Genomic DNA, 14,446 nt, shown 5'->3' with positions numbered 1-14,446 from the left:
AGGGGGAAGGAAACATGGCGATTAATCGGCAATCGGTCGAGGAAATTGTAGAAGCAATCGGCGGTAAAGAAAATATATCTACCGCAACGCACTGTGTCACTCGTTTACGTCTTGTTTTACATGATGAAAGTAAAGTTGATACAAAAGCTCTAGAAGATAATGAGCTGGTAAAAGGTTCCTTCTCTGCGAATGGCCAGTTTCAAGTGGTCATTGGGCAAGGGACAGTTGATAAAGTATATAAAATCTTTGCTGAGATTACAGGAATTGAAAACGCGTCCAAACAGGATGTAAAGGACGCTGCTGCAAGTAAACAGAATTTCTTGCAACGTGGTGTTAAAACGTTAGCAGATATCTTTATACCAATTCTTCCTGCTATCGTAACGGCTGGTTTGCTGCTCGGGATTAATAATATTCTCACAGGGCCAGATATTTTCTTTAACGACCCACTCGTAGAAGTGTATCCACAGTGGGCAGATCTTGCGAGTATTATTAACCTGATCGCAAATACAGCATTCGTGTTCCTGCCTGGTTTAATCGGTTGGTCAGCTGCCAAACAGTTTGGTGGAAGTCCTTTGCTCGGTATTGTTCTTGGTCTTATCCTTGTACACCCTGATCTACTAAATGCGTGGACATACGGACAAGCGGATGAAATTCCAACATGGAATTTGTTTGGACTTGAAATTGAGAAGATAGGGTACCAGGGTCAAGTATTACCAGTACTTGTTTCAGCATATATTCTGGCCAAGATTGAAACGTTCCTCAATAAACGAATACCGGATTCAATTCAAATGCTGATTGTGGCACCAGTTGCCCTTCTTGTCACAGGGTTCCTTGCTTTTACGTTAATTGGACCTGTTACATTCTGGATTGCGAATCTATTAACAGATGGATTAATTGGATTGTTTGATTTTGCACCTGCAATTGGTGGTCTTGTTTATGGTGCACTATATGCACCCCTTGTTATTACAGGAATGCACCATACGTTCCTTGCAGTCGACCTACAGTTAATTGGTAGTACAGGTAGCACATTCTTATGGCCAATGCTTGCACTATCGAATATTGCACAAGGTGCTGCTGCACTTGCGATGATCCTAATTACACGTAATGAGAAAACGAAAGGTCTTGCTGGAACGTCAGCTGTATCTGCTTTTCTAGGTGTTACAGAGCCTGCATTGTTCGGTGTTAACTTGCGGTTTAAGTTTCCATTCTTTGCAGCGATCATTGGTTCTGCTATTGCTGGCCTTGTAATTACAGTAAGTGGAGTTGAAGCTGCTTCAATCGGTGTTGGCGGAATCCCTGGCTTCCTTTCTATTTTCAAAGAGTACTGGGGTGCCTTCTTTACAGGTATGGCGATTGTTCTTGTCGTTCCATTTGTATTAACATTCCTGTATGGGAAAGTTAGAAAAGTAAGCGAGTAATGAAAACTAGCGATATCATCAGGAACTCTACCACTCGGTGATTCCGATGGTATCGCCTTTGTTTTGTATTAAAAGGCCCTTTTCTAATAGATTGTCGCTTTTGAAAGAATTTTGTATAAAGTACACACTTAGCTGATTGGAGTGGAATGTGCTCGACTCCTGCGGGACTAGCGGGACAGGTGAGACCCCACAGGCGCGCCTTAGCGCTCCGAGGAGGCTCACCGCCCGCCCCGCGGAAAGCGAGCACCTGCAGCGGAAATCAATCACAACATTAGCAAGAAAACAGCTTATAAATACGTAGTGAATGAGGAGTTGAATAGGATGCAACAACCATGGTGGAAAAAATCAGTTGTTTACCAAATCTATCCCAAGAGTTTTAATGATACAACCGGGAATGGAACAGGTGATATTCAAGGGATTATTGAGAAACTTGATTACTTAAAGGATCTTGGAGTAGACGTTGTTTGGTTAACGCCAATCTATGATTCACCACAGAATGATAATGGCTATGATATACGGGACTACTTCAGTATATATGAGGAATATGGAACAATGGCTGATTTTGATCGCTTGTTGATAGAAGCTCATTCACGAGGCATTAAAATCATTATGGATATCGTTGTGAACCATACTTCAACAGAGCATCAATGGTTTGTAGAATCTCGTAAGTCGAAAGATAACCCTTATCGTGATTACTACATTTGGAAAGACTGTGTGAACGGAGAGGAGCCAACGAACTGGCAGTCTAAGTTTGGTGGTAACGCATGGCAGTTTGACAAACAAACTGGCCAATACTATCTCCATTTATTTGATGTAACACAGGCTGATTTAAACTGGGAGAATGAGAAGGTACGAGACGAAGTCTATGAGATGATGAAATTCTGGTTTGATAAAGGAGTAGATGGTTTTAGACTCGATGTTATTAATCTTATTTCAAAAAATCAGGATTTCCCAAATGATGATGGATCGGTTGCACCCGGCGATGGGCGAAAGTTCTATACTGATGGCCCACGTGTGCATGAATACATGAACGAAATGAATCGCAATGTGTTTATGAAGTACAATAGTATGACAGTGGGTGAGATGTCTTCTACAACAATTGAAGATTGTATTAAATACTCTAATCCTGAGCGTAATGAGCTTAGCATGACGTTTAACTTTCATCATTTAAAGGTTGATTACCCAAATGGAGAGAAATGGTCCGTTGCTGACTTTGATTTCCTTAAGCTGAAGGAAATTCTATCTACATGGCAGAAAGAAATGTATGAAGGTGGGGGCTGGAATGCTTTATTCTGGTGTAACCATGATCAGCCCAGAATTGTCTCTCGCTATGGAAATGATGGGGACTATAGACGAGAGTCAGCCAAAATGCTTGCCACAACGATGCATATGATGCAAGGAACTCCTTACATTTATCAGGGTGAGGAAATTGGAATGACAAATCCGAAATTTGATGCTATTTCTTCTTACCGTGATGTTGAGTCTCTTAACATTTTCTCGATTTTGAAAGAAGAGAAAGGTTATAATGAAGAAGAAGTTCTTGAGATTCTTCGCCATAAGTCACGAGATAATTCAAGAACTCCTGTCCAATGGAGTTCAGGAGATCAAGCTGGCTTTACGTCAGGTGAGCCATGGATTCCAGTAGCCAAGAATTACGAACAGATTAATGTTGAAGATACGCTGAAAGAGAAGCATTCAGTGTTTGAGCATTATCAGAATTTAATCTCACTTAGGAAAAATATTGATCTCATTACGTATGGTGATTATGAGCTTCTTCTTCCTGAAGATCGTCAGCTTTTCACTTATCTTCGTAATGGAAAGAATGAGAAGCTTCTAGTCGTTAATAATTTTTATGAGCAAGAAGCAACGTTTGAACTTCCGTCTCATATTGATGTAGATGGCTTTCATAGTAAGATTCTTCTTTCAAATTATGAAGATAGCGAAAAATTCTTTAAGCGTATTACATTACGTCCATATGAGTCCATCGTTTATCATCTAACACAGGCAAGGTGATTCTATGAAACAAACAAAGTATCAGCAAATATACAATGAGCTCTCATCTAGCATTCGAGATGGTACGTATAAGCCCAATAGCAAGCTACCGTCTGAGCATGAGCTCGCTGATGCGTTCGGTACCTCCCGGGAGACGATACGAAAAGCTCTCAATTTGCTATCTCAGAATGGCATGATTCAAAAAATTAAAGCTCGAGGGTCTGTCGTGCTCGATCTTAACCGATATGAGTTTCCTGTTTCAGGTCTTGTGAGCTTTAAAGAACTTTCTGAGAAGATGAATCGTTCTTCCCGTACGATTGTCCATGACCTGGATAAAAAGATTCCATCAAAATGGGTAAGGGAGCAACTTGATCTATCTGACGATGCGCTTGTCTGGCACGTTTTACGTGCACGTGAAATCGATGGTGAGAAAATCATTCTTGATCGCGATTATTTTCCGGTTGACTACGTTCCAGAACTAACCAGGTCAATTTGTGAGAACTCCATTTATGACTATCTCGAAAATGACATGGGGTTAACGGTTAGCTATGCAAAGAAGGAAATCGTCGTGGAAGAGGCGGATGAAGATGATATCCTCTATCTTGATTTAAATGAGTACAAACATGTCGTTGTTGTACGGAATTACGTGTACTTAAATGATACAACGCTAATCGAGTATACTGAATCTCGCCATCGCTTGGATAAATTCAGGTTTGTTGATTTTGCAAGACGTGAGAAGCAGTAGGCAGTAATAGAATGAGCCACTCAGCAAGAATACCTGCTGTGTGGCTCATTTTTGTTTAAGCGCTAGTAATCCCTTTTTGTTGTCCTACTTCTATTAAGAAAGCCTTGAATTCTTCTTTCGTAATGGTTGACTCCATAGCTTCCTCAACCAGACGTCTCCATTCCTCGGGTAAGCTTTTCTCGCTATTCACATAACATTTCCCCTTTTTTCTGAATGTTTGACCTTGACTGTTAACCACCTAGATTAGGTGGTTAACAGTATCATATACAAAGTTATGACAAACTTCAACAAATTTTCTCATTTTTCTTTCTCTTCTCTAGTAGCTATGCGAAATGTATTTTGAACATAGTGCTCGTAAGTAAAGGAAATCCACCACTTTTGCAGAATTCTTGATAGATACAACTATTGCAACGAATGATTGGTTTATAAAGGAGGATGAAGGTGGGAATCAAGTCGGAATTTCAAAAAGAACATACGGAGTTAGTTATCAAACGAACCTTTGATGTGCCTCGGGAACTTCTGTATGCAGCATGGACAAGTAGAGAACATTTAGAGCAGTGGTGGGGACCAAAAGGGTTTGAAATGCACGTTATCCGATACGACCTTCGCTCTGATGGTATCTTTCTTTACAAGCAACGGTCACCTGAAGGGATGGAGATGTGGGGAAAGTTTCAGTTCCAGGAAATTGATGCGCCTAAGAAGCTAGTGTTTGTAAGTTCATTTTCCAATTCAGTAGGGCAAACGGTCCGTGCACCGTTTAGTGCGTCATGGCCATTAGAAATTCAGAATACCCTAACGTTCTTAGAACAAGACAGTACAACGAATCTAATTATTAGGGGAACTCCTCTTAATGGAACAGAAGAAGAAAATCAAACATTTGAAACTGCTAAGGAACAGATTAAACAAGGATTTAATGGAACGTTAGATCAACTAGAAAGCTATTTAGATGACATTCTCTAAAAGAAATAGAGAAAAATGAAGGTTTTTTCTAAGAGATTGTTGTTTTGTTTGTATAACCTCATAGATGATTGGAGCGAAAATCCACCGCTTAGAAACAATGTCTAAGAAATAGCCAAAATGAAAAAGCCCCTCTCATTAGCTGAGAAGGGCTTTCGCAATGACTTGCCATGGTACAGCCGGTCACCTGACAGCATCTTTTTAATGAAAAGATAATGACCGGCTGTATCAAGAAGTGTTGTCATAAAAATGAAATGCAATACCTGTTTGTTCGAAAAGATATGAGGGAAGATTTATGAGGAGGCAAATAAAAGCTTAAACGTAAATAATAGAAGGAGGAAATATCTTTATGAAAGCAGCAGTTATTCGAGAATTTGGATCAGCTAGCCAATTTAGTATTGAAGATATTAAATTAAGAGAGTTAAAATCAGGCGAAATTAAAATAAGTGTGAAAGCAACGAGTGTGAACCCTGTGGATCTCAAAATCCGATCTGGGGTAGCAGAAGCCTTTGCTCCAGAATTTCCTGCTGTGCTACATGGAGATGTAGCTGGGATTGTAGAGGAAGTGTATGAAGGGAGTGATTTTGCAGTAGGTGATGAGGTTTATGCATGTGCAGGTGGAGTGCAAGGGCTAAGTGGTGCGCTCTGTGAACATATGATTGTTGATCAAAAGCTAGTAGCCAAAAAGCCACAGAATCTTTCAATGCAGGAAGCAGCTGCAATGCCACTCGTATCCATTACAGCATGGGAAGCTCTCGTTGATCGGGTCAATGTCCAGCCTGGACAGAACGTTCTAATTCACGGTGCAACAGGTGGAGTTGGACATATTGCGATTCAACTTGCAAAATCACTCGGTGCGATCGTATACACAACAGCATCGACACTTGAGAAAATGGAGATTGGAAAAGATCTTGGAGCAGATTATGCTATTAACTATAAGGAAACGTCTGTTGAAGAGTATGTTAATCAATACACAAATGGAAAAGGATTCGATGTTGTCTTTGATACAGTAGGTGGAGAAAACATGGAGAAATCGTTTCAAGCAGTTAAAAACGGTGGACAGGTTGCTTGTATTGTAGGTAGTGGAGAACACGATATCACACCACTTTACGTGAAAAGCGCAACTTATCATGGTGTATTGATGCTCATTCCAATGCTAACAAACGAAGGCAGAGAGCATCATGGAGAAATTCTATCACGAGTCGCCCATATGGTTGATCATGGAGCCATTAAACCAATATTAGATGAAGAAAGATTCAAATTTACGACAATTGGTGATGCTCACGCTCGCTTAGAATCTGGCAAAACGATCGGTAAAGTTGTTGCTGAAAATGATTTACCTAATCTATAAGACGCAATGAAAAAGGAACCCTCGATTCAATGGAGGGTTCCTTTCAGGCGTTAAATTAAAAAATCCGAAGAGGACGGTAGACTTACTCTGTCCACTCTGAAACTAACTTTTGATTCTCTTCAACCCACTGCTTCGCACCAGATTCTGCATCGTCAGCTTCCTTAATCGTTGCCATCAGGCTACCAAGAGAATCATCATCCATCTTCCAATTGTTCATCCATTCTACGATCTCAGGATGGTCATCACCGAAATCAGTTCTTGTCATGTAGTAGATATCGTCTGCCTCACCATAAACTTTCTTAGGATCTTCTAGGTACTTTAAGTCATACTCAGCAAAAGCCCAGTGTGGATTCCACAGAGTTACGATAATTGGTTCTTCTTTTTCATACGCTTTTTTCAATTCACTCATCATAGCAGGCCCAGAGCTGTCAACAAGATCGTAATTAAGACCGTACTCATCAAGTGCAGTACGACTCATTTCCATTAAGCTTGCGCCGGGATCAATCCCTACGATTTGTTCTAAGCCGAGTTCGTCTTGTTTTTGATTGAGTTCTTCAATATTATTAATATCCATGTAAGAAGGTACAACTAGACCTAGCCCTGTTCCTTCATACCAAGTTTTATGTAGCTTAAGATCATCTTTATATTCTTCATAAAGTGGCTTGTCAGTAGCTGGTAACCAAACCTCTGCAGCAACATCCAGATCGCCTTGTGAAATACCAGCCCAAACAGGAGCTTTCTCCATTGATTTTAATTCAATGTCATATCCTTTTTCTTCAAGGATGACTTTCCACATATTTGATACAGCAATATTTTCAGCCCAGTTGTTCAAACCAAACGTCACCGTTCCCTTTGATTTTTCATCATCTGCGCTATCTCCAGCCCCACCACAGGCAGCTAGAATCGATAGTGCTGCGATAACCAGTAATAAAATTCCTCTCTTCATAGAAACACTCCTCTTTCTCTTTTTTGAGGTGCAAAAACGCACATGTTTACTAGCATAACAAATGTTCCACGTTTTTGCAGGTTCCTTCCAAATTGAAGACAGTGTATGATGAAGATAGAGGAGGGGGAGGAAAATGATAAAGATCGCAACGATTCTCATTATTCTTTTTCTTGTTATGATTATGATTGGCACATTAATGGTGGCGGGTAAAAGTGATCCAGGCTATGGGAAGAAAGCTAAAAATACAACCGTGACGATATCTGCAATTTATCTATTTGTTGGCATACTTGCTGTTGCAGGAATTGCCGCATATGTTTATTTAAGTTAAGAGCATCCGCGAGTTCGTGGAGGCTCTTTCGATTTTAAGTGGAATAAACAAATTATTTAGAAGCAACAAAAATCATTTCAGCAGCAAGGTACCCAAACCTTAACCCAAAGAAAAGCAACACAAGACTAGCGGTTACACTAATGGCGCGGAGGATTCGGGGTTTTAAGAGTGATTTCCCGAAATGGACGGTCATACATAAGTTTACATTCCATAGGCCAATGCCGATAAAGACAAGAGCAGACAAGAAGAATGCCTGCCATTTGTCGGGCTGTTGCAGAGAAACGCTGAGCACAGACCCATAGATGCCGAGCCAGAACAGCAAATTCATAGGGTTAAATGCAGCAATCATAAATCCAGTAGCATAGGAAGAAAAAAGACCAGACTGTTCCTTATCTTTTTCTTCATCAAGACTTACCTCGGATATACATCCTTGAATACCAGACAGTGTTAAAATGATTGCACCTAGAATTAATAGGGAAACCTGTACATAAGAAACTTTAACAAAAGCAGCCAATCCGAAGAACATTAAATACATAAGCAAGAGATCAGCGCTCATTCCGCCAGCACCTACAAAGAGAGAAGACCAGAAGCCCTTATGGATGCCGCGTTTCATAATCTCTATATTGATTGGACCAAGTGGGGCAGCAATTGATAAACCAAGTACAATGTGTGCGATCGCTATTTCGAACATAAAGAGCATTCTCCTTTTCAGCCCATCTGCTTTATTCAAATATGGAGAAGAACTTTTCATTGGCACTCTTCGTAGACATTGTTGTTATAAAAATAGAGGGTGGTGATTTCCGCTCCAGGAGTCGAGCATCCTTCCGCTCCAATCTGCTAAATGTGGTTTTTAATTCAATGATTGATTCAAAAGCAACAATCTTTTAGAAAAGAGCTTTTCCATTAAAAGAAGCTACATTCTAAATACATGTCCATTCTCTAAAAATTAGAAGTCGAATTTATAAAAAGACTCTATACTTGAGTTTTTATAGGATAAGAAAGTCATACTTAGCTGATCTGGAGCGGGAATTCACCGTTTTGTACCAAAGGAACAAAGTTTAAGAAAAGCTTTAAATCGGCTAATCTGCATCTTGGATTGCTTCATATTTTGAAGAAGATGTGGAAAATTGTATAATGAAGGTTACTACTACCATTGGAATTGATGTGATGTGGATATGAACCATTTTTCGATGTTTACAAAAAGCGAAATTAAAGAACGTTTTCCCGTAAGTTTTTATCAAAGAGGACTTACTTATTATCAGAACGGGAGAGTATCTGAGCTTACATATGATGAAAACGATCAGTCGTACCGGGCATACGTTAGCGGAAGTTCAGACTACAGCGTGTTAATTGAGTTGCTAGGTGATAATTGGTTTGGCTCATGTGAATGCGCCGCCTTCGAAACGTATGGCACTTGTAAACACCTGGCAGCAGTACTGATCGCCATTAGTGAGAATGGTCCCCCTGAAGAGAAAGTAAGCGATAAGCCGATCGCAAAGCCGATACGTAGCTATCACGAAACGAATCAACTGATACAAGTTCTAGGGGATTACCAACCTGAAGTCAATCGTTCTAGAATGAGATCTGATGAACTGAAAGTAGAATTTACACTTAAAGCAAGTTCTTACCCTTCTCTTAGAAAGTCTCGCGGTGACTCTCCGTGGACGATTGAGTTAAAAGTAGGTGTTAATCGCTTATATGTCGTAAAAGATATCCGATCTTTTCTTGATGCTATCCTTGATGAGGAATCGTATTTGTTCACGAAGAAATTCAGCTATGAGCCCGATGAACACCAATTTCACGAGCTTGATGCACCTCTTCTCCAAATGCTCTTATCAATTAGAAGGAATGAAAAGGTCTATTTAGATCTACCTGACAACTGGGGGCGTTTTACAGAGAATCGCGAGTTGATTCTACCTCCTCTTACAGCCAACGAGTTTCTAAATGAGCTACTTAAGCAAGAAAGAACGATCCGATTTGAATATAATCGCACGCTCTACGAAGAAACCGGGATACATGAAGGGAAATTGCCGTTCTCATTTCAGATAGAAGAGCGAGAGGACGACTACGTTTTGGACTTAAATGGCTTCCAAACAGCTGCTTACTTTCCAACATATGGTTGGCTGTTCCATGAAGAGAATTTATATAAACTAAGCAAACAGCAGCAAGCTCTTCTTAAAGATCTTTCCAATTTCCGAAACGCAGCTAGAAAGAGCGATCTTTCGATATCTCAACATCAAATTGAACCATTTCTTTCACAAGTTGTTCCAGGCTTAAAGAAGCTTGGGGATGTGACCATTTCAGAGCAGCTTCATGAGAAAATTGTTAACCCTGATTTGCGAGCGAAAGTCTATGTCAATGCAGAAGGGATACGTCTTCTCGTTACAGTTGAGTACGAATATGGTGATAACCTTATCAATCCGTTTAAAGATGATACTAGAATGGTTAGCGAGCAAGATGGAATCATACTTCGGGATAGTGAAAAAGAACAGCAGATCATGTCTCTTATTGAGCAGGCGTCACTTAAATTCAATGGACGTGAGCTTTATGTTGAGGATGAAGCCTTAATTTTTGATTTCCTATACTGGACGATTCCAGAGCTTAACGACCTGGCAGATGTATTCCTAACTGAATCTGCACGGGAATGGCTTTTAGACGAAGCGTCTTCTCCTGTTACTTCGGTAGATATGGACAATAGCGGGAACTTTCTTGATGTGAGCTTTGATATGAAGGGATTAGATCAGAGTGAGATTTCCAACATTCTGAAAGCTGTGATTGAGAAGGATCGGTACTATCGCCTTTCGAATGGCGCATTTGTTTCAATGGAGAACGATGATTTTCAGCAAGTTAGTCAATTGCTAGATGATCTGAATATTAAAGAAACAGATATTGATCAAGGGGAGCTACATCTTCCGTTATATAGAGGTCTACAGCTTGATGAACGAATTAGTGGTGGAAAGCACGCCTCAAGATACAGCAAAGCATTCCGAGAACTTGTCTCTCGCTTAAAGCATCCTGAGGATCTTCACTTTGACTTACCAGACGGGTTAGAGGCAGACCTACGAACTTATCAAATGACGGGGTTTCAATGGTTGAAAGCTCTCGCTTATTATCAGCTTGGAGGCATTCTTGCAGATGATATGGGGCTCGGAAAGACCATTCAAAGCATCGCCTATTTGCTATCCGAAAAGAATGAGAATCCGGATGCAACAGCACTCGTAATCGCGCCAGCATCACTCATTTATAACTGGAAGAAGGAATTTGAGAAATTTGCTCCTGAGCTACAGATTGAAGTGAATACAGGTACTCCTAATGAGCGGAAAGAATTGTTGAATCAGGGATTACAACCTGATGTTTGGATTACTTCCTATCCAACACTCAGGCAGGATATTGCCCATTATGAAACAATTCAATTTGATTCCCTCATTCTTGATGAAGCACAAGCAATTAAGAATCCTGCAACAAAAACATCTCAGGCTGTACGTCAGATTCGTGCTAAGAAACGCTTTGCACTGAGCGGTACGCCTATTGAAAACTCTCTTGATGAATTATGGGCTCTTTTCCATTCCATCATGCCAGGCTTTTTTCCTGATCAATCAACGTTCAGGAACTTACCACATGAGCGAATTTCAAGAATGGTTCGTCCGTTTATTCTAAGACGTGTGAAAAAAGACGTTTTGAAAGAGCTTCCTGATAAGATTGAAACGGTTCAAGTGTCTGAATTAACGAAACAACAGAAAGAACTGTATATTGGATATCTTCACCGTATACAACAAGAAACGAAAGAAAACCTTGCTGGAGAAGGTTTTCAGAAGAACCGCATGAAGATATTAGCCGGCCTAACACGTTTACGACAGCTTTGCTGTCATCCATCGCTTTTCGTAGAGAATTATGAAGGTCAATCAGGGAAACTTGAACAGTTACTAGATATTGTAACGACATCGATCGAAAATCAAAAACGACTCCTAATCTTCTCTCAGTTCTCTAGTATGTTGAAGATCATTCACCTGAAGTTAACTGATCTCGGCTACTCTGTCTTTTATTTAGATGGGCAAACTCCTTCGAAAGAACGAGTGGAGATGACAGAACGATTTAATGGAGGAGAGAAAGAAATTTTCCTGATTTCACTAAAGGCTGGAGGAACAGGGCTAAATTTAACTGGTGCAGATACTGTCATCCTCTACGATCTTTGGTGGAATCCAGCAGTTGAAGAACAAGCTGCTGGTCGAGCACACCGCATTGGGCAGAAGAAAGTCGTTCAAGTGATGAGACTTATTACCCAGGGCACAATTGAAGAGAAAATTTATGAGCTTCAGCAAAAGAAAAAAGAATTAATTGAGAAGGTTATTCAGCCTGGGGAAACGATGATATCAAGCTTATCAGAAGATGAAATCAAGGATATTTTAAGCATATAAACAGAAAGCCTTCCTTTGATGGAAGGCTTTCTCCTTTTCACTAAGATATTGCATACTAGAAGAAGAAGAAACAAACAATAGAGCACAGGAGGAGAGAATGAATGAATGTGTGTGAGCTCTGTGGCAGAAGTGATGTTAAATGCACCATTCATCACTTGACCCCAAAGGAAGAGGGCGGTACTTTCAAACCGACGGCACTTCTTTGTGTGCCATGTCATAAGCAAATCCATGCGCTATATACGAATCAAGAACTTGCCATTAGATTGAATACGATTAGCAAATTAAAAGAAGATGACAAAATTCGTCGTTATTTAAAATGGATTAAGAAGCAGCCGGGAACGAAAAGTGTTAAGACAAAGAAATCAAATGAACGAAAACGGAAAAAATAATCAGGGCGAGATGGTAATGTAGGATGGATTTAACAATAAGTAGCAAAATTTTTTTATGCTAAATCTCCTGATTTTATAGTGTTTCCCCTTTTTAAAACTAGTTCAATCGACTTAGAATTTAAAATCGGCGTTTCGACATTTTTTATAGTGGTATAAGTAGATAGAGGTAAAAAAGAACTATTTTGTACTGTATTCGATTACAGAAATAATTTAAGTTGAGGTGAGGTTAATGACAGAGAAGGTATCTTCTGTGTTCTGGAGCACGTTAGTTATTAGTTTGATTATGGTGGTCTGGGGTGCTACATCTCCAGGGACTTTAGAAGCAATGACTGCCAGTGCCCAAACGTTTATTTCCAATAAGTTAGGGTGGTATTATTTAATTCTTGTTACATTACTGGTGATTTTCTGCATATTTATTATTTTCACGCCTTATGGGAAAATCAAGCTCGGTAAGGCGGATGAAAAGCCGGAATTTACGCGTCTTAGCTGGTTCGCGATGTTATTTAGCGCCGGAATGGGAATTGGACTTGTATTCTGGGGTACAGCAGAACCAATGTCCCATTATGCAGGTAATGCACCAACAGCAGAAACTGGTACACCAGCTGCGATTAAAGAAGCGATGCAATATTCCTATTTCCATTGGGGTATTCACGCTTGGGCTATTTATGCAATCGTTGCGCTTGTTCTAGCATACTTTAAATTTAGACATGACCGTCCAGGGCTGATTAGTGCTACGCTTTATCCAATCTTTGGTGAGCGTGTTAATGGACTCTTTGGTAAAGTCATTGATACGCTAGCTGTATTTGCTACAATTGTTGGTGTTGCAACCACACTCGGATTTGGGGCAGTACAAATTAATGGTGGCCTTTCGTTTTTAACAGACATACCGAATAGTTTCAGCTCACAACTCGCGATTATTGGAGTTGTCACTGTTCTATTTATGATTTCTGCCTGGTCTGGAATCGGGAAAGGAATTAAGTACTTAAGTAACGCAAATATTGGACTAGCAGGAATTCTTTTTCTTGCTATGTTTATTCTTGGACCTACTATTTACATTCTAAATATCTTTACTGATACACTTGGAGCTTACCTTGCGAACCTTGTTGCGATGAGCTTCCGTATTGCTCCATTGAATCCAGAAAACCGTGAGTGGATCAACAACTGGACGATCTTCTATTGGGCTTGGTGGATCTCGTGGTCTCCATTCGTAGGTATTTTCATTGCACGTGTTTCAAGAGGAAGAACGATTAGAGAATTTCTTGTAGGTGTACTTCTAGTACCTTCAATCGTTGGTTTCCTATGGTTCTCAACTTTTGGAATATCTGCAATCAATATTCAGCAACAGGGCATTGCAGACATTGCCTCACTAGCAACTGAAGAGTCATTGTTTGGTACATTCCAGAACTATCCACTTGGTATTGTTCTCTCGATCGTAGCAATCACATTGATTGGAACATTCTTTATTACATCGGCTGACTCAGCTACATTTGTACTCGGAATGCAGACAACATACGGATCATTAAATCCCGGAACGAGCGTAAAGCTTACGTGGGGAGTTACACAGTCAGCTATGGCTGCAGTTCTCCTTTATACAGGTGGACTTCAGGCGTTACAGAACGTATTAATTCTCGCCGCACTGCCGTTCTCGATCATCATGATCTTAATGACCGTTTCCTTCTACAAGGCACTAAAGAAAGAGAAGTATTTAGTGACAAAGGATCCGAAGACTAAGAAAGAGAAACGAAAAGAAAAAAAAGGTGGTATTGATCCAGACGATCAGACAGCACCAGCTACGAAATAACAGAAAAGACAATGGGGGAGTTCCCTCATTGTCTTTTCTTATGTCATTTTGCTATGAGAACTATGTCAAAAAGATGACGAGTAGGTAACCATATATAAATTGAA

The 14,446-nt window shown here is 40.1% G+C and carries 12 protein-coding genes; 9 read left to right on the top strand and 3 right to left on the bottom strand.

Annotated features, from left to right (window positions below; translation table 11 throughout):
* The first annotated feature begins 14 nt into the window (after positions 1-14).
* The 3 genes from treP (at position 15) to treR (ending at position 4,155) form a co-directional block, all read left to right on the top strand.
* Positions 15-1,418 (top strand): PTS system trehalose-specific EIIBC component, encoded by a 1,404-nt coding sequence (gene treP, locus FBF83_RS04475; protein WP_136945911.1) that lies wholly within the window; start codon positions 15-17, stop codon positions 1,416-1,418.
* A 321-nt stretch (positions 1,419-1,739) separates the two neighbouring features.
* The gene (gene treC, locus FBF83_RS04465; RefSeq protein WP_136945910.1) at positions 1,740-3,431 is read left to right on the top strand and encodes an alpha,alpha-phosphotrehalase; all 1,692 of its coding nucleotides are present in this window, start codon (positions 1,740-1,742) and stop codon (positions 3,429-3,431) included.
* 4 nt (positions 3,432-3,435) lie between these two features.
* Positions 3,436-4,155, top strand: coding sequence for a trehalose operon repressor (gene treR / locus FBF83_RS04460; protein WP_136945909.1), 720 nt, complete (start codon positions 3,436-3,438; stop codon positions 4,153-4,155).
* A 55-nt stretch (positions 4,156-4,210) separates the two neighbouring features.
* Here treR and sinI read toward each other — a convergent pair whose 3' ends face one another.
* Positions 4,211-4,345 (bottom strand): DNA-binding anti-repressor SinI, encoded by a 135-nt coding sequence (gene sinI / locus FBF83_RS04455; protein WP_136945908.1) that lies wholly within the window; start codon positions 4,343-4,345, stop codon positions 4,211-4,213.
* A gap of 251 nt (positions 4,346-4,596) precedes the next feature.
* Here sinI and FBF83_RS04450 point away from each other — a divergent pair, with 251 nt between their 5' ends.
* Together FBF83_RS04450 and FBF83_RS04445 are read left to right on the top strand one after the other, a co-directional pair.
* Positions 4,597-5,115 carry an SRPBCC family protein gene (locus FBF83_RS04450; protein WP_240687971.1) on the top strand — a complete coding sequence of 173 codons (519 nt, stop codon included), beginning with the start codon at positions 4,597-4,599 and terminating at the stop codon, positions 5,113-5,115.
* Between the two features lie 346 nt (positions 5,116-5,461).
* The gene (locus tag FBF83_RS04445) at positions 5,462-6,463 is read left to right on the top strand and encodes a zinc-dependent alcohol dehydrogenase family protein (RefSeq protein ID WP_136945906.1); all 1,002 of its coding nucleotides are present in this window, start codon (positions 5,462-5,464) and stop codon (positions 6,461-6,463) included.
* Between the two features lie 82 nt (positions 6,464-6,545).
* Here the strand turns inward: FBF83_RS04445 and FBF83_RS04440 are convergent, their stop codons facing one another.
* A complete protein-coding gene (locus tag FBF83_RS04440; RefSeq protein WP_136945905.1) occupies positions 6,546-7,409 on the bottom strand; it encodes a glycine betaine ABC transporter substrate-binding protein in 864 nt (287 codons plus the stop codon).
* 133 nt (positions 7,410-7,542) lie between these two features.
* On the opposite strand from FBF83_RS04440, the gene FBF83_RS04435 reads away from it, so the two are divergent.
* Positions 7,543-7,737, top strand: a complete 195-nt coding sequence (locus FBF83_RS04435) for a hypothetical protein (RefSeq protein WP_136945904.1) — start codon at positions 7,543-7,545, stop codon at positions 7,735-7,737.
* Positions 7,738-7,789: 52 nt separating this feature from the next.
* Here the strand turns inward: FBF83_RS04435 and FBF83_RS04430 are convergent, their stop codons facing one another.
* Positions 7,790-8,428: a LysE family translocator gene (locus FBF83_RS04430; protein WP_136945903.1), complete on the bottom strand. Its 639-nt coding sequence runs from the start codon at positions 8,426-8,428 to the stop codon at positions 7,790-7,792.
* Between the two features lie 484 nt (positions 8,429-8,912).
* On the opposite strand from FBF83_RS04430, the gene FBF83_RS04425 reads away from it, so the two are divergent.
* From FBF83_RS04425 to FBF83_RS04415, 3 genes are all read left to right on the top strand, one after another.
* The gene (locus FBF83_RS04425) at positions 8,913-12,152 is read left to right on the top strand and encodes a DEAD/DEAH box helicase (RefSeq protein WP_240687970.1); all 3,240 of its coding nucleotides are present in this window, start codon (positions 8,913-8,915) and stop codon (positions 12,150-12,152) included.
* A 101-nt stretch (positions 12,153-12,253) separates the two neighbouring features.
* Positions 12,254-12,541 carry an HNH endonuclease gene (locus tag FBF83_RS04420; RefSeq protein ID WP_136945902.1) on the top strand — a complete coding sequence of 96 codons (288 nt, stop codon included), beginning with the start codon at positions 12,254-12,256 and terminating at the stop codon, positions 12,539-12,541.
* A gap of 229 nt (positions 12,542-12,770) precedes the next feature.
* On the top strand, positions 12,771-14,342 hold the full coding sequence (locus FBF83_RS04415; protein ID WP_136945901.1) for a glycine betaine uptake BCCT transporter: 1,572 nt from the start codon (positions 12,771-12,773) through the stop codon (positions 14,340-14,342).
* The last annotated feature ends 104 nt before the right edge of the window (positions 14,343-14,446 follow it).

Source organism: Guptibacillus hwajinpoensis (genome assembly GCF_005144865.1).
Lineage (GTDB): Bacteria > Bacillota > Bacilli > Bacillales > Guptibacillaceae > Guptibacillus > Guptibacillus hwajinpoensis_A.
This window is presented reverse-complemented; position numbering and strand designations above follow the sequence as displayed.